Source organism: Haloferax namakaokahaiae, from assembly GCF_042663225.1.
Taxonomy (GTDB): domain Archaea; phylum Halobacteriota; class Halobacteria; order Halobacteriales; family Haloferacaceae; genus Haloferax; species Haloferax namakaokahaiae.
This window is the reverse complement of sequence record NZ_JBHTAA010000002.1, coordinates 264,961-290,076: the sequence shown is the minus strand read 5'-3', so window position 1 is coordinate 290,076 and position 25,116 is coordinate 264,961. Positions and strand designations below refer to the sequence as shown.

The following is a 25,116-nucleotide window of genomic DNA, read 5'->3' as shown; positions in this document are numbered from 1 at the left end:
TAGCTCTAATGCGGCCGGTGATGTATTGTTCAACTGATGAACAACTTCGAAGCGGCGGCACGGTTGCTGACGAGCGAACCACTGATGGCGCATCTCGCCACCTGTGTCGATGGTCGTCCCCACGTCGCTCCGGTCTGGTTCGACGTCGATGTGGACGAGCGAACCGTCGAGATTCTCACGACCGGTCGAAAGCTTGCGAACATCCAGGAGAACCCACGGGTCGCGCTTTCGGTACAGAAAGACCGGAGTGGTGACGCGGTGTGGCGAGTGACGCTCCTCGGAACTGCGGCGGTCATCGACGACGAGGGCGCGAAACTCGCGGCAACACGGCGCATCAATGCGAAGTACGGTGCGGGTGACTCCGCGTGGCCCGAAAACGAACTCGTGCGGATTCACGTCGGAAGCGCCACCGTGAACGAGTACTGAGCGTGGGCGAGCCAGCGCCCTGACGCTACGTCGTCTCCTCGGTCCCGACGGTCGGCAGCGTGAGCACGACTGTCGTTCCCCGAGATTCGTTGTCGTTGATGCTGACCTCACCGCCGAGTTGCGTCACGATCCAGTTGACGGTCCACAGTCCCAACCCCTCTCCGTGCACGAGTGCCGTCTCTTCGCCCCGCTGCAGAATTGTCCGTTCGTCGTCGGGGATTCCGGGTCCGTTGTCCTCGACGAGGATACGAACCTCGGTGGAGTCATCGCTCTCTGTCGTGAGCGAGACCGCTGGCTGGTCGTGGTCGTTGTGTTCGAGCGCGTTCGTGACGAGTTCGCCCACCGCCAATCTGAGTGAGGTCGTGTTGCCGCTCACCTTCACGTCGGTTTCACCGACATCGATAGACGCCTCCGGATACTGTCCCGTATAGCGACGTTCCACCTCGTCGAACACCGACTGCAGGCGCGTCGTCGAACTCCGCTCTTCGGATTTGACCGCCTGTTCGAACTTTCGTGCCTTCTCGCTCGTAGACATCAACTCCTCGGAGTGCTCGACGATTCGGTCGGTTTTCTGTACCGCTTCTTCACTCGAAAACTCGCTCACCGCTTCGATGGTCTTCTGCAGCGTTTCGAGTTCGGCATCCATCTCTTCTGTGACGTGTGAGATGTTTTCGAGTATTGCCGTGAGTTCGGGCTCTCGTCCCTCACTCTCCTCCGGTATCTCAAGAGCCGTGATGTCGGACCGCAAGGACGCTGCGTATCCCGTGACGATGTTGAGGGTGTTTCGTAAATTGTGCCGGAGCACCCTGTTCAACACCATCAACCGTTGTTCGCGTTCTTTGCGTGCCGACACGTCACGAATCGCCCCGCGGATGAGTTCGCCATCATCGGTTACGTTTCCTCTCACCTGCACCCACTGCGCCGTGTTCGTCGTGCTTCCGACCCGAAGCTCCAAGTCGAACGTTTCACCCGAGCGCTTCGAGGACCGAACGGCACTCTCGAGGGCGTCTCTCGCTTCGGAGCTGAATAAATCGAGGAACTCAGAGAGTCGTACGGAGTCTGTTGACGACGCGGCGAGTAGTTTCCGTGAACCCTCGGTCAAGTGTACTCGCTCAGTTTCGGTGTCGTACTCCCACCCAGCCACGTCGGCCAACGCCTCGGTGCGTGCGAGTCGGTCACGACTCCGCTCCAGTTGTTCTTGATACGCTCTCGTCTCGGTGTTGTCTCTGACTATCTTGGCGAACCCGCACAGCGTGTCTTCGTCGTCGTACAGCGAATTGAACGTCGCCTGTACCCACAACCGCGACTGGTCGTCTCGGCTGAACCACCCGACGTGTTCGTAACTGCCTCGGGTCTCTGCGTGCGAGAGCGCAGATTCGATTTGGGACGCTTCGTCTGGATAAAATTCGGTAACGTGCTGGCCGATGGCGTCTTCGGCGGAGTATCCCAAGATACGCTCTGCACCTTCGGTCCACCTTACGACGTTCCCGTCCGTGTCGAGCAGACAGAGCGCGTACGTTTCAGTCCCTTGAAAGAGTTGATGGATGGCCTCCCATACCTGGCCGAGTCCATCCTCCTTCCGAGTCCACTCAGACATTACCAACTATTTATCACAATGGTATAAAAGAAGCACTCTCGGCACGCGAGTGCAGATTTCGCTGCCCGCTCAGGTAGAGCAGGCATATTTATGCCAATATAGTACCAATCGAAAATAATCGTGGCAACCTCATCGATTTCACTTCCCCAACTTTACTACACCGTACCATTTTCCGTTGCCGCGCTCGTTTGTTTTTGGACGCTCTCCAAGGTGGAGGGAATCTCCGATAGGGATACGCGACGCGGACTGACTGCACTGTTGCTCACCAGCGGGTGCTGGGCGGTTTCGCACGTCGGCTTTCTCGTCGCACCGTCAATCTGGTTGAAAGAGGGATTTTACATGGCGGGCCTGATTGTGGGATTCAGCACGATTGGCGCGTGGTTGTACTTCTGTTCGGCTTACACGGGGCGCTCGTTGCACCGAAATCGGTCGTATCGAACGGCTGCAGTTGCCATCTTCATCGCCGTCGTCTCGGTGAAACTGACGAATCCAGTGTACCACCTGTACTTCACGACCCAGGTCGTACAGTCGCCGTTCGTCCACCTCGAAGTTCAGTATCACACCATCCACTGGATCGTGGTCGGTCTGTCGTACGCACTCGCGTTCGTCGGGTACTTCATGCTCTTCGAACTGTTCGCGGAAGTTGACGTGAACGCGAGACCGCTCCAGTTGCTCGTTGCAATCACTGGTCTCCCCGTCGTCCTCGACATACTCGTCTATTCGACACCGTCGCTCATCGACATTACGTTCGAACCACTCGGCGTCGCCGTGTTCGCAGTGGGGGTTTGTGTGGTGTATCTCGACACCTTCGAAGAAGCCCAACTCGCGGGCGAGATGGACGACCCGGTTATCTCTCTCACGCAGGACGACACGATTCGAGATTCGAACCATCGGGCGAGAGAACTGTTTCCGCTCCTCGCTCGTTCGACAGGAAAACCGCTCGCACGTGTGCTCCCATCGGTCGCTGAGCAGTTGGAGACCGACGACTCGATTCTCGAACTTCGGCACGATGGGTCGTCGAGATATTTCCAACTCATCACTTCCCCGGTCGGCGCACCCAAGTCGAACTTCGGGACCACCGTCCGCTTCGCAGACGTAACCGACAGAGAACAGTATCGCCGTGAACTCGAACGTCAGAACGACCGCCTCGACTCCTTTGCGGGGATGGTCAGCCACGACCTTCGGAACCCGCTCAACGTCGCACAGGGCCGACTCGAACTGTCGCTCGAAGAACACGGAGATTTGTCGAACCTCACCACCGTCCGCGACGCGCTCGACCGCATGGAGTCACTCATCGAGGATATCCTCGTCCTCGCACGACAGGGCCAACCGGTCGAAGAGAGTGAGCGAATCGAACTCGCGGCGTTCAGTTCGAAGTGCTGGGAGATGGTCGATACAGAGACGGCGGCACTCGAAGTAGAGGAGGACTTTCGGTTCGGCGGCTCTTCACAGCGCCTCCAGCGCCTCTTCGAGAACATCTACCGAAATGCAATCGAACACGGGATGCCGGAGAGCCCGGCCAGCGACGGTAACTCGGCCCCATTCACCGTCACCGTCGGCCCACTCGAATCCGAGAACGGTTTTTTCGTCGCAGACAACGGGTCTGGTATCTCGTCCGACGAACGCGACGACGTGTTCACCTCAGGATATACGACCGACCGACACGGCACCGGATTTGGGCTTGCTATCGTCTCAGAAATCGTCGAGGCCCACGGGTGGCAAATCGATGTCACCGCCAGCGAATCGGGTGGTGCTCGGTTCGAGATATCGAACGTCACTCGATTCGCCGACTGACTCGAAATGACCGTTCGGTGACAACCACTCGCAGATTTCAATTCCCACTATCGAACCCTACCCGCACGTATAACTCACATTTCGAACTCTCGCGTCTTCTTTTGTCGAAATATTAACATTGACTTCGTCTCGTACGTGTACGCCCGCTACGTCCCATTTGCATATCATATTTGATATTTTCTGAAAAGTATTATCTCATGTTACAATAATACCAGACCAATGCCGGGCTATCTCTCTCGTTTTCCCGTTTCCCGCGAGCGTATCGGGGAATTGCTGATTTATGTGACGGGCAGTGCGTTCATCTCGTTGCACGTCGGTTTCGTTTTGAGGGGGGAACTTTCGGAACGGGATTATCTCCTTGGGTGGATCGCCCCGACGCTGTTGGTGGTGTTGGTTGGATACGTCTACCGGTGGCTAACCACGAGACAGATTGGAGACGAGACGCTTCGACTTGCGGGTTGGATGTTCACCGGCATTCTCGTCTTCGGCGGGTCCGGCGTTCTGGTGATTCTCTACCAGCGGTTACTCGGCGGCGTGTTCCTCCGTTCGACCTACTCCGTGCTCGGTTGGGCGACGGGTGGCATCGTCATCGGGCTTATCGTCGGGATATACGACGTCGCGCGACGAATTTCGATGCGTGAGATGGTCGAAGCGCTCGCACGTGCCGAACGGCTCTCGGAACAGCTTCGAGTGTACAATCGCGTGCTTCGTCACGACGTACGAACGGCCGCGAACATCACCGCTGGGTACGCCGACCTCGTTCTCGAATCGCCAGCCTCGCAAGCCAAATCGGTCGAAGTCATCAACCAACAGATGGACCGAATCGTCCGCCTCACCGACCAGTCGCGGAAGATTGCGAACCTTCATCGGCACAGTGGGGACAGTGACGAGTCGTTCGATTTCACCGACGAGATCGAACGGCGCGTTGCCGAAATCGAAACAGAGTTTCCGGCGGTCGAAGTCTACCTGTCACTCCCAACTCCTCCTGTGGCAGTCACGACTCCCTCGTTGACGATTGCGTTCGGCGAACTCCTGCGCAATGCTGTCGAGCACAACACCAATTCGACTCCCGAAATCGAGGTGCTGTTGACGAGAGACGAGGACGAACTCACGCTCCGAGTCGAAGATAACGGTCCCGGGACGCCGCAGGCCGAAATCGACGTTCTCGATGCGGGCTACGAGACACAGCTCGAACACAGCGACGGCACCGGTCTCTGGCTCGTCAAATGGATCGTAGACGAGTTAGACGGTGACCTGACGTTCGAGAACGACGCGCGGAGTACCGTCACGATTGCTGTCCCGACGGCCACCGTGTAAAGCGACTAACCGAGCACCCCGATGCTGGAATTTGACGTCTTTCTCGACCGAACCAGAATACGCATCGATTTACATTATTTGAACAATTTAAATCATCCGAGTTCTGTAGATTATCCGAATTTGGGCTTTGAGACGGGCTATTACGAAGACTTATTTTGAAAGCAACTCCGGAGACGGAGCCGACACCGATTGATTCCTCTCGGAAATGGTGGTCCGCTGTGGCACCTGTCTGCGGGTCGCCAAATCAGCTCGAAATTCGACTACTTCGACCGCGAATGTTCGGACTGCACGACCTCGCCGAGTGTCGCTTGTGTCGAGTCGGGTTCCCGTATCGCTCCTTCGAGCGTGAGGAGTTCACGTTTGAGCGAGACGCCGCCATCGGCGGAGAAGCCCCCCAGCGAGTCCGCACCAACGATGCGGTGGCACGGAACGACGAGCGGAACGGGATTTCGTCCACACGCTTGACCGACGGCGACCGGTGAACTATCGAGTCTCGCGGCGATTTCGCCGTAGGTCCTGGTTTCGCCGTACGGGATTTCGAGCATACACCGCATCACGTCGCCGGTGAAGTCGTCGGCAATCCGTACGTCGATGTCGAACTCCGTTCGCTCGCCGCGTTCGTACTCGGCGACCTGTTCACGAATCGTCTCCGGAGACGCGTCTACGAGCGACTCGTCCACCGCCACGCGTGAATCGAAAATCGTGGCGTCCATCAGTCCCACTCCGAGTGCGTGGGGTTCGTACGTCGGCTTCGGGGGGCGAGGTGAGTGTGCATCGTCGTTGGACGTTCGTTCGGTTTCGAGTACGATATACGCTTCCTCTCCCGGCGACACCAGGGGGCGTTTTCGCGCCGAACACGTCTCGAATCAATCGACTGCGCCACCGATAGCCAGTCGTGAGGTCACACCTCGCCTGTGCGAACGACTGACTACCAAGGGTTTTAGATAGTATTAGCTACCAGTATCTCACATGGTGTTCGAGTTAGATCTGGAAGCGAAAGCCGACGCTACGGACGACGTACCGTCCGCAGCAGACGTGCTCGACGGGCGCGGAGAGATTACCATCGACGAACTGTTCAGTTCGTCGTTCGTGACCCAATACACGGACTTCGAATCGTTCGACGAGATGCTCGCTGCGAGTCCGTCGGACGCGTCGTCGGCCGACGAACTCTCGTTGATTCCCGACGGAACGTGGGACGAGTTCGTCGCCGAACACACCGTCTTCGACGACGAAGAGGCGATGGTGCTCGCGGTTCGAGACCACTGGGTCGCCGAGCAACTCGACCTGTAAGTTACGACGAACGGACAGTCGAACTCTTTTCACCCGAAAAATAGGGACGCCGATTAGAAGGGGTACTCGCGCGGTTCGTGCTGCAGGGAGACCCACTTCGTCTCGGTTATCTCGTTCAGGAACTCGTCGGTGTTGTAGCCGCCCATCCCGGACGCGTTCGTCCCGCTGAACGGCACGTGCGCCTCGTCGTTGATTGGCTGGTCGTTGACGTGGACCATTCCGGTGTCCAACCGGTCGGCGATTTCTTTTCCGGTGCCGACGTCGCCCGCGTGGACGGACCCTGAGAGTCCGTACTCCGTGTCGTTGGCGAGTTCGACCGCCTCGTCGATATCCGAGAACGGAATCACGGGTGCGATGGGTCCGAAGTGCTCGAAGCACGCCGCGGACATATCGTTGGTCACGTCAGAGAGGACCGTCGGCGCGACGACGAGCGAATCGACCACGTCGTCGAGTTCGACCGTCGAGCCACCGGTTTCGAGGGTCGCACCCGCATCGACCGTCTCCTCGACGTATTCGAGCATCTGGTCGCGCTGTGACTCGTCGATAATCGGCCCGACGACCGTCTCTGGGTCGTGGGCAGAGCCGACGGGGAGCGACTCTGCGCGCTCGACTAACCGCTCGACGTACTCGTCGTAGACGTCCTCGTGGACGAGGTGGCGATTGATGGAGATACACACCTGTCCCTGATGGACGAACGACCCGAACACCGCGGCGTCGATTGCGGCGTCGAGGTCGGCTTCGTCGGTGACGATGTGGGCGTTGTTGCCGCCGAGTTCCATCGCCGGCGTGGCGAGGTTCTCTGCGGCCAGCGAGGCGACTCGTTTGCCGACCGGTGTCGAACCGGTGAAGGCGACGACGTTGCTCTCGGGGTGACTCGCCACGCGGTCGCCGATTTCCGACCCGCGGCCGGTGACGACGTTCAGGACGCCGTCCGGCAGGCCCGCCTCTTCGAACAGTTTGGCGAAGAGTAACCCGCCGACGATGGGGGTGTTCGTCGATGGCTTGAGGACGACGGTGTTCCCCGCGGCGATTGCGGGGGCGACGGCGCGCATCGAGAGATTGAGCGGGAAGTTCCACGGCGAGATGACCGTGACGACGCCCGCCGGCTCTCTTTCGACGATGTTCTCCTTGCCGGGGATGTTGGAGGCGACGTGTGAGCCTTTCATCCGGCGCGGAAGGGTCGCCGCTTCCGCGGCTTGATCTTCGGCGAGGTGGACGGACGTTTCGCCCATGATTTTCGACCCGCCTGCTTCGTGCCCGAGGAGTTCGACGATGGACTCGTGGTGCTCGTCGATCACCTCCAGCAGCGAGTGAATCACTTCCTCTCGCTGTGCCGGCGGTGTCGCGGCCCACTCGGATTGTGCCGCTGCCGCCGCCTCGTAAGCGGCATCCACGTCGGCTTCGGTGCCGCGTGGGACGTACGCGAACGACTCGCGGGTCGAGGGGTCTTCGACCGCAATCGTCTCGCCGCTCTCGCTTTCGGTCCACTCACCGTTGATGTACAGCGCGTTCCAGTCCGTATCGAGGGAGATACCATCCACCATGTGCACTGTTGTGTTATATCTCGAACACTAAACCCGGTTGGAAACCAGAGAGAACTTCTCGTTCCGATAGCCTCAGATACCTGCTCTGGACCGTCATCCAGCCATTCGTGACTATCTGAGAAACGAGACTCGAAGTCGAAACGCTCCGTCAGTCGCCACTGCTGCCGAGCGAAAACGACCGCAACGGAGGGCCCCGCCGCGAGTCGCGGGCGGAGTAACGCCGTCGTGATTCGACCGTGTGCCTCGATTACTGCTTGGCTTCGAATACTGCTTGGCTTCGATCACCGCTTCAGTAGTTACCGGTCGTCACAATCGGCGGTGGGGTGTGCGGACCGTACGGCGCGTCGTCGAGGTACTCGCCCGCCGGTTCGAAGTAGTCGGCGAGCGCGGCGGCCGCCTCTTTGCGAAGGACGGTGACCGGGTCGTCGCCTTGTAGGTATTCGAGTGCCTGCCCCGCTGCGTCGAGGTTGTAGCGGGCGGCCTTCTCGCGGCGTGCGGCGAACAGTTCGACTTCGTCGTGAGCGACCGAATCGTACTTCGAGCGGGCGGCGACTGCGATTGCGGAGGCCGCCTCGTCGGCGTCGGCGACACCGGAGTTCATCCCGCGAGCACCGAACGGTGCGAGCAGGTGGGCCGCCTCACCGACCAACAGCACGCGCCGGTGGTCGTCGATGAAGGTATCGGCCATGACCTGCAGGAACTTGTAGCTCGAAACCCACGTGAGGTTGTCTGCGTACTTCTCGCCCATGACTTCGACCACGAACTCGCGCATCTGTTCGTCGCTACTGAGTTCGTCCGGGTCGTCGCCTTCGATACACTGGATGTCGAGTCGCCAGCCACCCGTAAACGGAACGAGCAAGACGTTTCGGCCACCGACGCTCGGGTCGTCGTAGTGGAACAGGCGTTCGAGCGGGAGCGGGTCGTCTTCGACTTCGTCCACGTCGGCGATGATGAACGAGTTCTCGGACTGGTCGCCGGCGAACTCGGCACCGATTTCCTTGCGAACTGTCGAGCCACCGCCGTCTGCACCGACGAGGTACGGCGTCTCCCACACCTGCCCGTCGGACGTTTCGACGGTCACACCGTCTTCGGTCGAATCGACCTTCTCGACGGCCGAATCCCAGTGAATCTCGATACCGGCGTCTTCGAGCGCCTCGTGCATGAACTCCTCAGTTCGTACCTGTGGGATGCTCGTGAAGTGCGGCAGGTCGCCCTTCCCGCCGGGAGAGTCGTACGTCCGACAGAACACTTCCTTGCCGCGCCAGCAGGTCCGCCGCGTCGGCCACACGAGTCCGTTCTCGACGAGTTTGCTGCCGAGTCCGGGCGAGACACGATTGAGCGTTCGGAGTGTCGAACCGTGGACGTAGATTGCTCTGCTCCCAGAGCGGTCACGGTCTTCCGATTCTGCTTCGAGAATTGTCACTGGGATTCCGCGAGCGTGCAGGGCAAGCGCCGTCGTCATCCCGACTGGGCCCGCACCTGCAACTAACACTGGGGAACCCTCGCTAACGTTTCTCATGGATGGTAGAACGTTGCTACACGACCCATATATGCATTTTGGTCAGCGATACGAATCACCCGACTACGGTCGCTGAACGGCAAGTACGCTGAGTGCCTACCGACACGGTGGTGCTCAGTCCTGTGGTTTTCCAACGAAGTTGACGAACGCTTCGAGTTTTTCACTCGCCTCGGCAGAGACACTCGACCCGTGGTAGACGAGACCGACGTCGAACGAATAATCGAGAAGCCGTTCGAGGCTCGCATCTGCGGTGTTGAGGTCTGCTGAGTAGAATCCGGTCGGGAGAACGAAGTATCCCGCAGGCAAGCCACGAGCGTCGGCCCCGAAGACTGCATCTCCGAGCACCGCGACGCCTGTTTGCTCGTCGATGAGGACGTGATGGTCTTCGGCGTGCCCGGGCGTGTGAACTGCGACGAAGTCCCCGACCTCGTCGCCATCGCCGTATCTGTGGTCGGGTGTGTACGACGAGTCGAGGTCGGTCTGTTCGGGGACCCACGTTTCGAGCCCGTAGTGGTCGGCGAGCCTTTCGAGGCCACCGATGTGGTCACCGTCACCGTGAGTGATAACGAGTCGCTCAGGTACGATTTCGAGTTCGCTGAGCGCCTCGACGACGGTATCGACGGTGTGTTCGAACCCCGAATCGACCAGTGTCGGTACCTCGCCATCGAAGACGAACACTCGGTATCTCGCATCGTTCATCTCTGCGACCGTGAGGTCGTACACGTCGGGAGCACACTCGTCTATCATCACGTGTAGGTGTGACACCGACCAACATAGCGTTTTTCGAAGTTGTGTGTATATCCGCAACACACATCACGGCGGCCTTCGTGGTACGACTAACGTGGTGTAAGAACACATGACGATACGGTCGTTCTTGTCTCTAGACCGCTCTCTCGACGTTGACGTGTCGTGGCTCTCGATTCCCGTTGCGATGGTCGCCGCCGGGAGCATCTCTCTCTATGCGCCAGTCTCCGGTGAGATGGCGACGATGCTTGCGATTACGGTGTTCTCGGTCGTGCTGTGGATCGGCGCACCTGTCGAACCGTGGTTCACCGGTCTCATCAGCGTCGGCCTGATTGGTCTCGCGTTTTCGACGCAACTGGCGCTCGTCGGGTTTCGCCTGCCGGCGACGTGGCTCGTCGTCCTCGGGATTCTCCTTGGTGAGGCGACCCGACAGAGCGGACTCGCCTCGCTCGTCGAACAGTACGTCCTCCGGGCCGTCCCAGAGACCGGCACCCAAGACGCGGTGACGGTCTATCGGTACGTCCTCGGCGCAACCTCCGTGGCCGCTTTGGGACTCGTCGTCCTCGTGCCGTCGTCGCTCGTCCGCGTGCTCATCCTCGGGCCGATTCTCATCTCGCTCGGCCGACTGTTCAGCGAGCGCCGAGCGAAACTCGGCATCTTTCTCGGGCCGCTCTTTGTCACCTTCTCGGGGTCGAGCGGCGTACTGACTGGCTCGCTTGCGAACATCATCATCACCGGCATCGTCGAGGCGAACGGCGGGCTGTCGATTGGATGGATGGAGTGGCTCGTCTGGCTCGGGCCAGTCATGGCGATCGGGCGTTCGCTCGTCATCACACTCCTCGCGTACGTACTTTACCGCCCGACCGAGGCGGGCGGACTCGCAAAGCGTGTCGCCTCGGCGGCCGACGTGCGAGTGTCGTCCGAAGAGCGCCGAATGTTGCTGTACCTGCTCGTCGGCGTTGCCATCTGGGCGACCGATTCTATCCACGGATTACACCCGCTGTACGGCGCGCTCGTCGTCACGCTTCTCGCGTTTGCCCCGCGTATCGGTGTCGTCGCCCCCGAACGCATCCGCGAAGCAGACTTCACGATAATCTTCTTTCTCGGCGCGATTTTCGCAATCGCAGAAGGGCTTCGACAGACCGCCTTTACGGACCTCGCGGCGACGAAGATTCTGTCGTACTTGCCTGCAGATGCGTCGCTCGCAGTCGTCTTGGTCTTCGTCGTCTTCGCCTCGCTCGCCCTCGTCTTCGTCATGGAGGGTCTCGCCGTCGCCAGCGTGTTGACGCCGGTTCTTATCTCGTTTACCGCCTCCGCCGGGATTCCACTCCTGCCGGTTGCGATGACCGAGGCAGTCGCCTTGAACACCTACTTCTTCCCGTACCAGTCGGCGGTTCTCGTCGCAATACTCGGGCTAGAAATGGCGAACTCTCGGGAATTGATTCGGATGACCGTCATCTGCTCTCTCGCAACACTGGTCGTACTCGTTCCGATTCAAATTGCGATATTTGCGGTCGTGTTCTAACGCTCTCCCCGCGGTCAGCCGGTTTGAAACCGAATCCCCGATTTCGGACTCGAATCGGTCCAGAACACCGGACTCATTCGGGGAAATGCTCGCTGATAACCGCTCCGCGTTGGACGGTTCCCGTATCCGTTCTCGGGAAGGATTCGGTCCGAATCGCATACTCACGCGGCCGTTTGTAGTTCGCCAACGAGTCGTGGTGCTTGCAGAACTGGTCGAGTTCGTCTTCGGTTACCGACCCGTCGGTGACGACGATGGCAGTGACTTTGCTGCCCCAGTAGTCGTCGTCCAAGCCGAAGACGAGCGCTTCGGAGATTGCACTGTGTGATTCGAGCGCGCGCTCGACCTCCTTTGGGTAGACGTTCTCACCGCCGCTGATGAACATGTTATCGACGCGGTCAACGATGTAAAGATAGCCGTCTTCGTCCACTTGGGCGACGTCTCGTGTCCGAAGCCACTCGTCGAAGAACGTCTTCGCCTCGCTCTCGGGGTTATCGAGGTAGCCGTCTGGGACGCCCGGCCCTCGCGCGATGACTTCACCTTGCTCGCCTGCATCGACCACTGCCCGAGGGTCGGGATGCTCGTCCACCGGTGCCGCTTCGACGACGCGAACCTCCCACGAAAACGACTCTTTGCCGACGGTTCCCGGATGTGCTTCTTGGTCCGACGGGTGTGCAAACGTGAGATTTGGCCCGCCTTCGGTCATCCCGTAGGTGTTGTACAGCCCTTCTGCGAGGTGCTCTTTCGTTCGTTCGACGAGTTCGGCGGAGACGATGGCACCACCCGTTCGAATGTAACGAAGCGAACTCGTATCGTAGCCCTCTCGCTCTTGAACTGCGTTGAGTGCACTGAGTTGCGTTGGCACCGCGAGAAGCCCCGTCGCCTCGTGTGACTCGACGAGTTCGAGCGCTTCTGCTGGCTCGAAACTGGAGTGGAGCACGGTCGTCGCACCGGCGAGCCAGTGTGGATATAGCCACGCATCGGAGGTGACCATGTGATACCAGGGCGTCGTTACAATCGCAACGTCGGTCTGGTCGATGCCGTGTTCCATGACGCCCTGATAGGCACCGAGCCACATCTGCTCGCCCGTGAACGAGACCGCTTTGGGTTGGCTCGTCGTCCCACTGGTAAAGAAGATGCTCGTCTTCTCTCCCATCGGAAGGTCGGCATCGACGTTTTCGGGTGCAGAATCGAGAAGGTCTTCGTACGATTCGACTCCCTCCACATCGATGTCCCGTTCACCGGCGTGCACCGCGAGTTCGAACGTTCCCTTTTCGAGCAGTTTCAACGCGGTCTCGGCGTTGGCGTCGTCGAAGAGCAGTCCCTTCGAGTCGGCGACGTTCGCCATCGTCACTAGCTCGTCCGGCTTTCCACGGAACGAAAGTTGAACGGTCGGCACTCCCCGTTTGTGCCCTGCAATCATCGACTCGGCGGCCAAAACCCCATTCAGTGCTAAAACCGCACACGGCGCGTCGTCGAGGCGTTCGGTAAGTGCGTGTGTCAGTTGGGTGCTCCGCTGGTCGAATTCGGCGTACGTGTATTCATCCCCGTCTTCTGTGATGAGCGCGGTATCGGACCCGTGTACACGGACCGTGCGCTGGAACGCAGTTAGAAATTTCATACTGTATGGTATGTGCTATCAACACCATCTCCGGGCATTAATTGTATCGGTAATTGCTGATGGACACGTCACGTGACGCGGTCCGAATGATTGCGGCGAGGTCTGTCGCAGACGTTCGCCGTTCTGGTTTACTCACCTCCCGGTACCGACCACATTTTTTGCAGGCATCCCCAATTGATGTGTATGACCACCGCAGACGGCACGTCCTTCGTTGGCGGATTACTCACGCAAGTGAAGCCGACGTTCATGGCCCCAGCAGTTGGGATGTCTGTTTTTGGTGGTCTGTTGGCTCCGTCGGTTTCTCTCTGGAGTGGCTCTCTCCACGCGGCCGCGGTTGCTTCGGCGCTCTATACGGCGCACGTCGTTGACGAGTACGTCGATGCTCACCTGCGCGGCGAGGAACCTCCCGCGCTCTCACTTCGCAGGACGCAGTTTGCCATCGTCCTTGCCAGTCTCTGTTGCCTGTCACTGGCGGGATTGCTGGCACTCGATTCCAGCGTCGCGGCCGCTGGGTCTGTGGTCGTCCTTTGGGTGCTTGCGATTCTTCACGCACCAATTCTCGATACGAATCCGGTCGGGGTCACCATCGACTACCCGGTTGGTATCGCACTCGCACTCGTGGGTGGGTACCTCGCGCAAGAGTCGTCGCTCGCGCAAAGTGTGGTCGCTATCGGGGTGCTGTTCGTCGTCATCCTGTCTGGTGTCAAGGTCTCTATCGACCGCACCGACATCGAATTCGACGAGCGTATCGACAAACGCACGATTCCGGTCGTCCTCGGCGAGCGGCGTGCGAGGGTGGTGAGTGCGGCGCTGTTCCTCAGTTCCGCAGTGCTCGTCGCAGTACTCGTCACCCAATCGACACTCCCACGAACCGCACTCGCGTCAGTGCCAGTTCTCCTCGGCGGTGGTGTCGTCGCGTTCGACTCCGTCGCAGAGCGAGTCGTCGTTCGGCAGATGGTGCTCGTGTACCCGGTTACGGCCGTCCTTTTCGTCGCAGCGTGTCCCACGACGAGTTGCACTGTCGAACCACTCCTCTCGGGACTCTCGTAGTCGTCTCCGAAACGGTGAACCGAGAAAGACGACGCCGACGTGTTAGCTGTAGACGAGGTTGAGTTCGATGTCGTTCCGCGCGGCGAACAACTGTTCGGCGAGTTCCTCTTCACACCGCTCTCTGGTGACCCGGTGGGCTGGTCCGGCGACCGCAAGCGCGCCTTGGACCTCCTCGTCGAACAACAGTGGAACTCCAATCGCGTGGATTCCTTCGAGGTCCTCACCCATGTTCAATGCGAACCCCTGTTGGCGAATCGTCGTGAGTTCGTCGCGCAACTCGTCGGGGTCCGTCGTCGTGTACTCGGTTCGGGCCGGAAGTCCGTGTCGCTGGATGATTTGTTCGACTTCCGAGTCGTCGAGGTGTGCGAGTATGGCCTTCCCCGCTGAGTTGCAGTGCATGTACGCCCACGAGCCGATGAGGCTGTTCGCGTTGATATCGGTCGCTCCCGCGTGCCCGTAGAGGTACATGATTCGACCGTTCTCGTGTGCGATGAGCCAAACCATCTCCCCCGTGCGCTCGGTGAGCCGGTCCACGACCGGTTTTGCCGCCTCGTAGATTTTGAACTGGTTTCGAACGTACTGACCGTAGCTGAAAAATTGCAATCCGAGGTGATACCGTTGGCCTCGCTTGACGAAGAATCCATACTCACGCATGGTTACGAGGTGGTCGTAGACTGTACTTTTCGCCAGTTTGAGATGGTTCGCAATCTCCGTGACGCCTGCCCCGTCGGCTTCCCGGAGATATTCGACGATAGAGAGGAGCGTCTCGTCCGACTTCACCATCCGTCGTTCGGTGTGACCGTCTTTCACATATCCACGTGTGAAGCGCTCTGTACTAAATGTTTCAGTACCCGTCTCCCGAGATAGTCGAATACGGACGTAATGAACGCGTTCGTACTTTCGGTCGTGCCGAACAACACTGTGTTACTAATTATCGTGATAAAAGTATTCAGTACTTTGTACACTAGTATTCGATATTTCAGTAGATCCATCGATTCTCAGATTTTCCGTTCGGTGAGGCCGAATTACACGGGTAATTTTGTCTAACGATCGTTCGAGAACCACTCTCGACTTCTATTGTGACGATCCTCCGTACGCTTTCTCTAGGTCTTCACAAAGTCGTATACGGCCGCGTTAACCGTCCGAAAGTTGAAATAATGCGGCTTTCGTCCACTGTTGGTGGACAGAGACTGCACTCTCGCAAAGACACACGAGAACCTTCCGTGCAGTAGTTTTACAAATATACTCCTGTAATATCTAACGTAACCCCCGTCTTGGACGACTCGATGGCCATTCAGGCGAAGATGTTGCACAGAACCCTGATTCTATCCGTGATAAACAAACAAAATAGTGTTTCTATTCGATTATTGGGTAAGTATTGAAATAAAGGACTAGAAAATGCTGTTCGTCGTGACCGAATATGTGGCCTTCGACGCCCCCTCCCACGTGGTTCTGTGTTACCGACGTCTTGGTCGAACTCGGTATACGGTCAGACTTATGACCATGTGTGATATACCCACGACTAACCATGCCAACCCACCGTATCGATAGTGGGCGAACTGCAGTACACCGGAGAGATTTCGAAGGGGTACATCGATGAACGAGACCTGTTCCCGGACGCCGAGCGAACGTCAGCAGACGGCGGCGTCGTGTGAACGAGGTAGTTATCACAACGATGTCTAAACCGTCACGTCACCCGGAGCGTCTCAGACCGGCAACTGATTCGCGCGCCGATTACGATTACGTCTCGGGTGCGGTAGAACGTCCGGAACTCGTCGATGCTCTCGAAACCCGCATCGCGGGAGACGTTCGATTCGACACCTACACGAGACAGTTGTACGCCACCGACGCGAGTGCGTACGAGATAACGCCCATCGGCGTCGTGTTTCCGAAGACGACCCGCGACGTCTCTGCTGTCGTCTCGTACTGCGCCGACAACGAGATTCCAGTGTTGCCCCGGGGAGGTGGAACGAGTCTCGCCGGGCAAGCAGTCAACGAAGCGGTGGTACTCGATTTCACTCGCTACATGACCGATATCCTCGATATCGACGCCGCAAGCGAGCGGGCGAAGGTGCAATCCGGCGTCGTCTTGGCGGACCTGAATGCCGCACTCGCTCCGGACGGGTTGAAGTTCGCCCCCGACCCCGCGGCCGGAAATCGGAGCGTCGTCGGCGGTGCAATCGGCAACAACTCGACGGGAGCGCACTCGCTCGTCTACGGGAAGACCGACGCCTACGTCGAATCCTGCGAAGTCGTCCTCGCAGATGGGACCGTCACGACGTTCGGCGAGATTGAACTCTCTGACCTCCGTGCTGACGCAGACCCAGATGGAGACCTGCTCGAACGAATCTACGCCGAAATCGTCCGCATCATCGACGAGGACGCGGCCGAAGTTCGTGATCGATTCCCCGACTTGAAGCGGAACGTCTCTGGCTACAACTTCGACGTACTCGTGGAAGAAGCCGAGAGCGGCAGTGTCAACCTCGGACGACTGCTCGCGGGGAGCGAAGGGACGCTCGCCATCGTCACCGAAGCCGAAGTCTCACTCGAACCCCTCCCCGAGACAAAGGCAGTCTCGCTGCTCTTCTACGAGAGCGTCCTCGAAGCCGTCACCGACGTGCAGCACGTCCTCGAACACGACCCCGCGGCCGTCGAACTCATCGACGACGTGCTCCTCGGGTTGGCTCGCAACACGGCCGAGTTCGAAGACGTCGCCGCACTCGTCCCGACAGACGCGGAGGCCGCCCTTCTCGTCGAATTCTACGCGGACGACGACGACCACGGGCGCGAACAGACCGCCAGGCTCCTTGCGGACCGCGTTCCGAATACCGATACTAACGAAGCGGTCGCCGACCAATACGTAGAGGAGACCTTCGCCTTCGAAGGACTCGAAGCCCACGATGAAGCCGACCGGACGCAGTTCTGGACGCTCCGAAAAGCAGGACTTCCAATCCTTCTCTCACGGACCTCCGACGAGAAGCACATCAGTTTCATCGAGGACTGCGCGGTCCCGCCGGAACACCTCCCGGAGTTCGTCGAGCGATTCCAGTCACTCCTCGCAGCGAAGGACCGCGACGTAGACTGCGCCTTCTACGCCCACGCGGGCCCCGGCGTGCTTCACGTCCGCCCGCTCGTCAACACGAAGGCGCTCGTGGACCGCCAGCACATGGTCGAAATCGCCGACGAAGTGACCGACATGGTCGTCGAGTTCGGCGGAAGCGTCTCCGGCGAACACGGAGACGGACGCGCACGGACGCAGTGGAACCACAAACTGTACGGCGATACACTCTGGGAGTCGTTCCGAGCGCTCAAAACCGCCTTCGACCCCGACTGGCTCCTCAATCCGGGGAACGTCTGTGGCCTGAGCGAAGGCGAGGCTTCGGAGGACGTCGATTCGGCCGCGGTCGAGCGACACGACATGACCGAGCACCTCCGATACGACGATTCGTACGACTACGACGCCGGATTCGACCCCGCGCTCAACTGGACCAACGAGAACGGAATGCAAGGAATGGTCGAACTCTGCCACGGCTGCGGTGGTTGTCGCGGCAATCAGGAGACGACCGGCGGCGTCATGTGTCCGACTTATCGCGCTGCGGACGAGGAGATAACCGCGACTCGCGGGCGTGCGAACCTGCTCCGGCAGGCGATGAGTGGCGACCTCCCAGACGACCCGACCGGCGACGAGTTCGTCGAAGAGGTACTCGACCTCTGTATCGGCTGTAAGGGTTGTGCACGAGACTGCCCCAGCGAGGTCGATATGGCGAAGCTCAAGACCGAAGTCATGCACGCTCGCCACCAGGAACACGGGTCGAGTCTCCGAGATAAACTGTTCGCTAACGTAGACGTGCTCTCCCGGGTCGGCAGCGCATTCGCTCCGCTGTCGAATATCGCTCAGTCGCTCCCCGGCGCTGGTGTGCTCACGGAGAAGACCATCGGTATCGCCCGTGAACGCTCCCTTCCGAACTTCCAGCGCGAGACGCTCCAAGACTGGTTCGAGGCCAGAGGCGGCTCGCGTGTCGCAGAAGGAGAGGCGACACGCAAGGCCGTCTTCTTCGCAGACACCTACACGAACTTTGCCCACCCCGAGGTCGGGAAAGCCGCGATTCGGGTGCTCGAAGCCGCTGGCGTCCACGTAGACGTGGCACGTCGAACGAACAGCGGTCGGCCACCGCTCTCGAAGGGATTCGTCGAGAAAGCCCGCGATGCAGTCGGAGCGAACGTCGCCGAACTCGCACCACGGGTCAGAGACGGTTGGGATATCGTCCTCGCAGAACCTTCCGACGCAGTGATGTTCCAATCCGACGCCCTCGACCTTCTCTCTGGTGAGTCGGTCGAACTCGTCGCCTCGAACACCTACGGCGCGTGTGAGTACATCGACACGTTCCGACTCGACGAGCACGTCGAGTGGGACGCGCCGAACGTGTCGCTCGCGTACCACGGCCACTGCCACCAGAAAGCCGTGAAGAAGGACCACCACGCCGTCGGTGTCCTCAGACGCGCTGGCTACGGTGTGGACCCGCTCGACTCGGGGTGTTGTGGGATGGCTGGAAGCTTCGGTTACGAGAAAGAACACTACTCCATGTCGAAGGCAATCGGCGACATCCTCTTCGACCAAGTCGAGAGTAGCCACGCGGAAGTCGTCACGGCACCCGGGGCGTCCTGCCGCACGCAACTCGGCGATGGGCGCGTGAAGCCCGTCCCCGCGGCCAGCCCGCTCGCAGAGACGTCACTCGACGGCGACGAACCGCCGACGCCCGTCGAACTGCTGGCTCACGCAGTCTCGAAGTAGCATCGAAGGAGCGCACTCGTCGGATATTTTTCTGAGACGAAGAGAGAACGAGAACGAGAGTAGGGACGCCTATCGCAGTTAATTGGGTTCGGCCTCGGCGTAGAAGTTGAACGCCTCGAACACCGGGCGGTCGGTCATCCCGAGGAGAATCGCCTCACCGTCGGGGTCGTGGTGGTGAATCTCGTCCGGCGGCACGACGAAGATGTCCCGCTCGCCCCATTCGAGTACCTCGTCGCCGACGTGCGTCGCACCGTCGCCTTCGATGACGAAGTACACGTCAACGGCGTTGTGGAAGTGCGGATTCGTCTCCTCTTGGAGCAACTGCGCACGGAACGACATCGTCGGGAACAGCGGCGCGTTCCCCGTCGCGGGGTTGACGTAGGACAGGCAGTAGCCGTCGTGTGGGTCGGGGTCGTCGTTCGCCGCTCGCTGTCGGAGGGTTTCGAGGGTATCTTTCCAGCTAAATCGGTACGGTGGTGTCGCCGCGCAGTTCCCCTCGAACGGGCCGGGAATCCCGTCCTTCTTCGAGTCTTCGTACGGACGGGCACGGCCGTACTGCGACTCCCAGTAACCCTGTGACTTCGTGACCGGTTGGCGTTCGAGTTCGTGGTTCTCGAAGGTGTTGCGGGCGTTGAGGGAGTCGAGGACGAGCGGCAGGTCGAGCACGTCGAGCCACGCGGCGGTTTCGTCGGAGTCGTTGACGTGGTCGTGCCACTCCCACTGCGGCGTCGTGATGAGGTCGTTGTCCCGCATCGGGAACTCCTCACCCGCGACGACCGTCTTCATGTCCTCGCTGCCGTCGATGGTGAACCGAAGGGCGTTCGCACCGTGTCGGTGCGATGGTGCGGTCTCACCGGGCGAGACGGTCTGGACACCGAGGTAGATGGTGTTCGAGACGGCGTTTCGATAGCCCGTGTTGATGGGAACCGCGACGCGTCGCTGGAATCCCGGTGGGAGGTCCTCGATTGGCACGTCCTTCTCGATGGCGTCGATTGACGCCTTGATATCCTCCCACTTCCAGATGTCGGCTTCGAGGTCGTTGAAGTGGTTTCCCAGGTCCTTCTCGACTTCCCAGAGTGGTCGGAGGTCGTTCTCTTCGAGGAGTCCCCGCGTATCGGCACTCATCTCTAAGAGTTCCTCTGGCTCTTGTTCGGCCATGGTCGAAATATTCTGGAGGATTAGTGATAAATGTATGGGTCAGTTCTCGATTTTCGGCGGCTCACCCGCCCCAGAGTGGCGTTTTGCCTCACCGTATGCTATCGCTTTGCTTGCTCGTCGAAGATGTCTTCCGAGGGGAACGGGTTGCGACAGTCCTCACAGACCATCTGCCCCTGAATGGCGTACTCCCAGAGTTTCCCGCCGCACTGAGGACAGTCGAAATGCGCTCGGACGAATGGGTTCGATTCCGCGTAGATGTTGTCGAACTCTGCCATACGTGCACACGGGTCGGCGGTCACAAAAGTATGTCGTCAGCGACGATTCCCGACGGAGACCCGTCAGGCGGCACACTACTCCTCGATGTACGGTTCGATCGCCTCCCGCAGGTCGTCGGGAATGTCGCGCGAACTGACCTCGTCTTTACTCGCACAGACGCGGGTCTCGTGGCCCGTGAACGTGACTTCTCCGTCCTTGCGGGCGACGTAGTCGAACCGAAGGCTCCGCGTTCCGAGCGTCGGTATCACGGAGATTTCGATGTCGTCACCCGCCTCCATCGGCCGTTCGAACTCCATGTCGATTTCGACGAGTGGCAGTCCGAAGCCGTGGTCGATGGAAATCTCCCAGAAGGGGAATCCGAGCTCCTCCATGAACATATCCGCCGTCTCGTGGAGCGCGTCGATGATTCGCGGGTAGTGTGCGATGCCGAAGGGGTCGGTATCGGAGAACCGAACCGTCCAGGTGCGTTCGAACGTCGTCATTCTTCGAGCACCACCAGTGCGTCCAGCGCCAACGCGCCGTCTGCCGTCGCAAGCACCGGATTCACGTCGATTTCTGCTATCTCGTCGTACTCGACGAGTAAGTCTCCGACTCGCCGAACGACGCTGGCGAGCGCGTCGAGGTCGGCTCGCTCGGTTCCGCGATACCCTTCGAGGAGTGGTGCCGACTTGAGTTCCCGAATGGCGGCCAGCGCCGTCTCGTCCGCGATCGGTGCGAGTCGGTGGGTCGTGTCTTCGAAGATTTCCGTGAAGACGCCACCGAGACCCGTGAGAACGACGGGACCGAACGATGGGTCTCGGAGGCCGCCGACGATGACTTCGGTGCCCGCATCGACGTTTGCGGCGGCCTCGACGAGCACGTCCGCGTCGATTCCGACGTCTTCGGCGGCGTCGAAGATGTCCGCCGCGACGCCTGCGGCCTCGTCTGCGTCCGCCACGCCTACCGTCACTCCGAGTCCGTCCATCCACTCGCTCTTGTGGGTCACTTCGGGCGAGGAGACCTTCAGAACGACCGGGAAGCCGACGCGTTCTGCCGCGTCGGCGACGTCCGCCGGTGTCGAGGCGACTTCGAACGCCGGCGTCTCGATTCCCGCCTCAGCGAGGAGTGACTTCGCCTCTGCTTCGGTGAGCGTCACCCGCCCGTCGGCGCGGGCTTGGTCGAGTACCTTCTCGCCGTCACGCATCGTCGATCACCCCCGCGGGCGCGGCATCGTCACGGAGGCGCGCGTACGTGGCGAGCGTGGCAACCGCGTCCGCAGCGCGTTCTGGTGATTCGAACACTGGAACGCCCGCGTCTTCGAGTTCTGTACGGTCCGGTGCGAGGTCGGATTCTGGGCCTGCCGTCGCAAAGACGACTGGCTTTCCAACTTCTTCGGCGAGACCATCCAGCTCCTCGATTGGGAAGCCGAGTGCGGCTTCGTGAAGTTCGTAGACGAGCACTGCGTCGATGTTCTCGTCGGTCGCCACAGCACGAACGACCGCTCCGAACTCCGGCATCGGTCGGCCCGTATCGACCGGGTTTGCCGAGTACGTGATGCCGGGGAGGATATCGTTCACGGTCTCGGTCGTCTCGTCTTCGAGCGACGGAAGTGACACGCCCGCTTGCTTCAAGCGGTCGGCGATGATGATGCCCGGTCCCGCTTGGGCGGTCACGACGCCGACGTTCGTCCCGTCAGGGAGCGGCGCGCTCGCGGCGACGTGGCCGGCGTCGAGGAGTTGACTCGTGGAATCGACCGTCGGCACGCCGTACTGTGCGAACCCGGCCTGGTAGAGTGCGTGGTCCCCGGTGAGGGCACCCGTGTGAGACGCTGCGAAGTCACCGACGTCAGCTTGTCCGACTTTGTAGGCGAACACGGGGGTGTCCGCATCGTGGCACGTCTGCAAGAGGGAGCGGGCGTCGTCTGTTCCCTCCACGTGGAGGATGATGGCACCCGTCTCTGGGTCTGCATCGAAGTACTCGATGACTTCCTCGAAGCCGACGTTCGCGCGATTGCCGAGACCCACCATCGCGGAGATGCCACGTCGCTCGCGTGTCGCCTGAAACGCGAGCGAGTGGGCGACACCACCGCTCTGTGCGACGATGGCGACACCGCCCGGTGGGAAGTTTTCGACGCCCGTTGCGAACGAACCGAAAAGTTCGGTTCGCGGGACGACGAACCCGCTCGTGTTCGGGCCGAGGAGCGCGATATTGTGTTCGTTGGCGATCTCAGTCATCCGTCGTTGAATCTCCACTCCCTCCTCACCTGCCTCGGCGAAGCCACCGGAGTAGATGACGGCCGCACCCACGCCCGCCTCGCCACACTCTTCGATGACGTTCGGGACGATTGGTGCCGGGACGCAGAGCAGTGCGAGGTCAACGTCGTCGTCGATGTCGGTGACGGACCCCACGAACGACGCACCGAAGATACTCCCCTCTGCGGACGGGTTGACTGGATAGACCCGACCGCCGAAATCGTGGACGTTCTCCATCGCCTCGTAGCCGATTTTTCCCTCTTTGGTAGACGCCCCGACCACCGCGATAGACGATGGATCGAAGAGTCTGCCGAGTTCGAATGTGTGTGTCACAATTTCCCATAATCAGAACAGTAGCATAGTGCTTTCGACGCCGATTGCGACGTCGCCGCGGCTCGGAGGCGACTCGCGGAGAATAAAAACGAAGACTGGATGCAGTACTGGCGTTAGTGTTGCCCGTGCTTTTGGACGTCAACGTCTTCGAACGCCACGTCGCGCTCGACGACATCGATGGACAACGAACCGATGTTCTCGATGGTCGCATCGACCACGTCGCCGTCTGCGAGCGGGCCGACACCCTCGGGCGTGCCGGTGGTGATGACGTCGCCGACTTCGATAGTCGCCCCGATGGACGCGTACTGGACGACGTCGGCACACGTGTAGACCATGTCGCTCGTGTTGTCCGACTGGCGAACTTCGCCGTTCACAGCGAGTTCGAGGTCGAGGGCTTGCGGGTCGCCGACCTCGTCGGGTGTGACGACGCACGGGCCGACGACGGTGAAGGTGTCGTAGGATTTGCGGTTCGAACGGTCTTGGTCGCCCCGCACGGAGATGTCGAGGAGGATGGTGTAGCCGAAGATGTTCTCCCACGCTTCCTCGTTCGAGACGTCCTTCGTCTCTGCTCCCATGATGAACCCGAGTTCGACCTCGTGGTCGATGCGGCGGTCCTTGAACGGGATGACGATGTCTTCGGATGGACCGATGACGCTCGACGGTGCCTTCAGGAAGTATCCTTTGTCCTTGATGGAGAACCACTCGTCGGTCGTGATGTCCTTGTCGGCGATTGCCTCCTCGATGTGGTTCTCGTAGTTGAGCGGTGCGGCGATGACCTTCCCCGGTCGGCCGACCGGTGCTTCGAGTGTGACGTCCGCGACGTCAACGTCGGCGTCGGCATCGACGTACTCGCTCGCGTCGTAGTCGCCTTCCATATACTCGACGAGCGGTTCGTCGCTCGTGAGACCAAGGCGGTCGGTCAAGTCGATGATACCCTCGCTGTCGTCGGTCAGCAGGCCGAGTTGGCTCTGATCGTATCGAACGAACCTCATTTCGTCCGTAGATTCATCCCCAGGTGTTTAAATTACACCGGTTCGGGTAGAACTGGTGATAATATCGACTCGGTGAGACGGGAATTACTATGTCGCTCGGCGACACTCGTCTTCACGATGCAGTACCCGTTCGACGGAAATGAGCCGAAGATAGCCGAGAGCGCATTCGTTGCCGACCTCACGTATCTCGTGGGTGACGTTGACGTCGGGGCACGGGCGAGCCTGTGGCCGTTCGTCTGCCTTCGGGGGGACCGTGGTGCAGTCACGGTCGGTGCGGATACGAACGTACAGGAGTTCACGATGCTCCACGGCGCGACGGTCGGTGACGGTGTGAGCATCGGCCACGGTGCGGTCGTCGATTTCGCCACTATCGAAGACGAGGCACTCGTCGGCATCGGAAGTTGCGTGCTCGGTGGGGCGACTGTCGAGTCCCACAGTATCGTCGCCGCCCACGCCGTCGTCACCCACGACCAGACCGTTCCGTCAGGCCACCTCGCCTACGGCGTCCCTGCGAAGACTCGACCACTCACGGACGACCAGCTAGTGAAAATCGCGGACACACGTGACCACTACGTCGAACTCAGCAGAGAGTTCGTCCACCAAGACACCGGTTTCGACGAGGAGTGAGCGCCACGTTCGGCTTTGACGCGGACTGACGGCCAATTCGTTCAGACCCAAAACAAGCGGAAATCGACGCTCTGCAATGGCCGGCCACGTTTTTGGCTCTCAACAGCTCGTAGTAGTTCCAACGCTCGATTACTGGTTCCAACGCCGCAGTTTGCTGTTACGTATACGGAATGTGTATTCTCGCGCCTCGGGGCTTCAGGTGACGTAAAACGGGCACGGTGATTTTATCTGCCAGGAGTACGAGCGTGGTAGTAATGGCACGACGAGACGAACGATGTGGGTG

21 protein-coding genes are annotated in these 25,116 nt (G+C 60.0%); 8 read left to right on the top strand and 13 right to left on the bottom strand.

The window, feature by feature from the left end:
- Positions 1–36: 36 nt before the first annotated feature.
- Complete coding sequence (locus ACFQJC_RS07160; RefSeq protein ID WP_390222630.1) at positions 37–426, top strand: pyridoxamine 5'-phosphate oxidase family protein; 390 nt, start codon at positions 37–39, stop codon at positions 424–426.
- Between the two features lie 25 nt (positions 427–451).
- Here the strand turns inward: ACFQJC_RS07160 and ACFQJC_RS07155 are convergent, their stop codons facing one another.
- Complete coding sequence (locus ACFQJC_RS07155; protein ID WP_390222629.1) at positions 452–2,023, bottom strand: PAS domain-containing sensor histidine kinase; 1,572 nt, start codon at positions 2,021–2,023, stop codon at positions 452–454.
- A gap of 120 nt (positions 2,024–2,143) precedes the next feature.
- On the opposite strand from ACFQJC_RS07155, the gene ACFQJC_RS07150 reads away from it, so the two are divergent.
- A complete protein-coding gene (locus ACFQJC_RS07150; RefSeq protein ID WP_390222628.1) occupies positions 2,144–3,817 on the top strand; it encodes a sensor histidine kinase in 1,674 nt (557 codons plus the stop codon).
- 384 nt (positions 3,818–4,201) lie between these two features.
- Positions 4,202–5,134, top strand: a complete 933-nt coding sequence (locus tag ACFQJC_RS07145) for a sensor histidine kinase (RefSeq protein ID WP_390222627.1) — start codon at positions 4,202–4,204, stop codon at positions 5,132–5,134.
- Positions 5,135–5,394: 260 nt separating this feature from the next.
- On the opposite strand, the gene ACFQJC_RS07140 is transcribed toward ACFQJC_RS07145, so the two are convergent.
- Positions 5,395–5,847, bottom strand: coding sequence for a methylated-DNA--[protein]-cysteine S-methyltransferase (locus ACFQJC_RS07140; protein ID WP_390222626.1), 453 nt, complete (start codon positions 5,845–5,847; stop codon positions 5,395–5,397).
- A gap of 256 nt (positions 5,848–6,103) precedes the next feature.
- Between ACFQJC_RS07140 and ACFQJC_RS07135 the strand changes: the two genes are divergently transcribed.
- Entirely contained in the window at positions 6,104–6,424 is a 321-nt protein-coding gene (locus ACFQJC_RS07135; protein ID WP_390222625.1) for a hypothetical protein, read from the top strand.
- A gap of 53 nt (positions 6,425–6,477) precedes the next feature.
- Here the strand turns inward: ACFQJC_RS07135 and ACFQJC_RS07130 are convergent, their stop codons facing one another.
- The 3 genes from ACFQJC_RS07130 to ACFQJC_RS07120 all read right to left on the bottom strand — a co-directional run bounded on the left by ACFQJC_RS07130 (position 6,478) and on the right by ACFQJC_RS07120 (position 10,234).
- Complete coding sequence (locus tag ACFQJC_RS07130) at positions 6,478–7,968, bottom strand: aldehyde dehydrogenase family protein (protein ID WP_390222624.1); 1,491 nt, start codon at positions 7,966–7,968, stop codon at positions 6,478–6,480.
- A 289-nt stretch (positions 7,969–8,257) separates the two neighbouring features.
- Positions 8,258–9,460: an FAD-dependent monooxygenase gene (locus ACFQJC_RS07125; RefSeq protein ID WP_390222623.1), complete on the bottom strand. Its 1,203-nt coding sequence runs from the start codon at positions 9,458–9,460 to the stop codon at positions 8,258–8,260.
- Between the two features lie 141 nt (positions 9,461–9,601).
- Entirely contained in the window at positions 9,602–10,234 is a 633-nt protein-coding gene (locus ACFQJC_RS07120; RefSeq protein ID WP_390222622.1) for an MBL fold metallo-hydrolase, read from the bottom strand.
- A 109-nt stretch (positions 10,235–10,343) separates the two neighbouring features.
- On the opposite strand from ACFQJC_RS07120, the gene ACFQJC_RS07115 reads away from it, so the two are divergent.
- Positions 10,344–11,756 (top strand): SLC13 family permease, encoded by a 1,413-nt coding sequence (locus ACFQJC_RS07115; RefSeq protein ID WP_390222621.1) that lies wholly within the window; start codon positions 10,344–10,346, stop codon positions 11,754–11,756.
- Positions 11,757–11,829: 73 nt separating this feature from the next.
- Here the strand turns inward: ACFQJC_RS07115 and ACFQJC_RS07110 are convergent, their stop codons facing one another.
- Positions 11,830–13,374: a class I adenylate-forming enzyme family protein gene (locus ACFQJC_RS07110; protein WP_390222620.1), complete on the bottom strand. Its 1,545-nt coding sequence runs from the start codon at positions 13,372–13,374 to the stop codon at positions 11,830–11,832.
- Between the two features lie 183 nt (positions 13,375–13,557).
- Here ACFQJC_RS07110 and ACFQJC_RS07105 point away from each other — a divergent pair, with 183 nt between their 5' ends.
- Complete coding sequence (locus ACFQJC_RS07105) at positions 13,558–14,424, top strand: UbiA family prenyltransferase (protein WP_390222619.1); 867 nt, start codon at positions 13,558–13,560, stop codon at positions 14,422–14,424.
- Between the two features lie 42 nt (positions 14,425–14,466).
- On the opposite strand, the gene ACFQJC_RS07100 is transcribed toward ACFQJC_RS07105, so the two are convergent.
- Positions 14,467–15,234 carry an IclR family transcriptional regulator gene (locus tag ACFQJC_RS07100; RefSeq protein WP_390222618.1) on the bottom strand — a complete coding sequence of 256 codons (768 nt, stop codon included), beginning with the start codon at positions 15,232–15,234 and terminating at the stop codon, positions 14,467–14,469.
- An 865-nt stretch (positions 15,235–16,099) separates the two neighbouring features.
- Here ACFQJC_RS07100 and ACFQJC_RS07095 point away from each other — a divergent pair.
- A complete protein-coding gene (locus tag ACFQJC_RS07095; RefSeq protein WP_390222617.1) occupies positions 16,100–19,216 on the top strand; it encodes an FAD-binding and (Fe-S)-binding domain-containing protein in 3,117 nt (1,038 codons plus the stop codon).
- 78 nt (positions 19,217–19,294) lie between these two features.
- Here ACFQJC_RS07095 and ACFQJC_RS07090 read toward each other — a convergent pair whose 3' ends face one another.
- The 6 genes from ACFQJC_RS07090 to ACFQJC_RS07065 form a co-directional block, all read right to left on the bottom strand.
- A complete protein-coding gene (locus ACFQJC_RS07090) occupies positions 19,295–20,374 on the bottom strand; it encodes a cupin domain-containing protein (RefSeq protein ID WP_390222616.1) in 1,080 nt (359 codons plus the stop codon).
- 98 nt (positions 20,375–20,472) lie between these two features.
- A complete protein-coding gene (locus tag ACFQJC_RS07085) occupies positions 20,473–20,649 on the bottom strand; it encodes a hypothetical protein (protein ID WP_390222615.1) in 177 nt (58 codons plus the stop codon).
- A 75-nt stretch (positions 20,650–20,724) separates the two neighbouring features.
- Positions 20,725–21,132, bottom strand: coding sequence for an acyl-CoA thioesterase (locus ACFQJC_RS07080; protein WP_390222614.1), 408 nt, complete (start codon positions 21,130–21,132; stop codon positions 20,725–20,727).
- Positions 21,129–21,833: an acetate--CoA ligase family protein gene (locus ACFQJC_RS07075; protein WP_390222613.1), complete on the bottom strand. Its 705-nt coding sequence runs from the start codon at positions 21,831–21,833 to the stop codon at positions 21,129–21,131. The genes ACFQJC_RS07080 and ACFQJC_RS07075 overlap by 4 nt, the downstream gene beginning before the upstream one ends.
- Positions 21,826–23,214 carry an acetate--CoA ligase family protein gene (locus ACFQJC_RS07070; protein ID WP_390222612.1) on the bottom strand — a complete coding sequence of 463 codons (1,389 nt, stop codon included), beginning with the start codon at positions 23,212–23,214 and terminating at the stop codon, positions 21,826–21,828. The genes ACFQJC_RS07075 and ACFQJC_RS07070 overlap by 8 nt, the downstream gene beginning before the upstream one ends.
- A gap of 113 nt (positions 23,215–23,327) precedes the next feature.
- The gene (locus tag ACFQJC_RS07065; protein WP_390222611.1) at positions 23,328–24,206 is read right to left on the bottom strand and encodes a fumarylacetoacetate hydrolase family protein; all 879 of its coding nucleotides are present in this window, start codon (positions 24,204–24,206) and stop codon (positions 23,328–23,330) included.
- 117 nt (positions 24,207–24,323) lie between these two features.
- Here ACFQJC_RS07065 and ACFQJC_RS07060 point away from each other — a divergent pair, with 117 nt between their 5' ends.
- Positions 24,324–24,833 carry a gamma carbonic anhydrase family protein gene (locus tag ACFQJC_RS07060; RefSeq protein ID WP_390222610.1) on the top strand — a complete coding sequence of 170 codons (510 nt, stop codon included), beginning with the start codon at positions 24,324–24,326 and terminating at the stop codon, positions 24,831–24,833.
- The last annotated feature ends 283 nt before the right edge of the window (positions 24,834–25,116 follow it).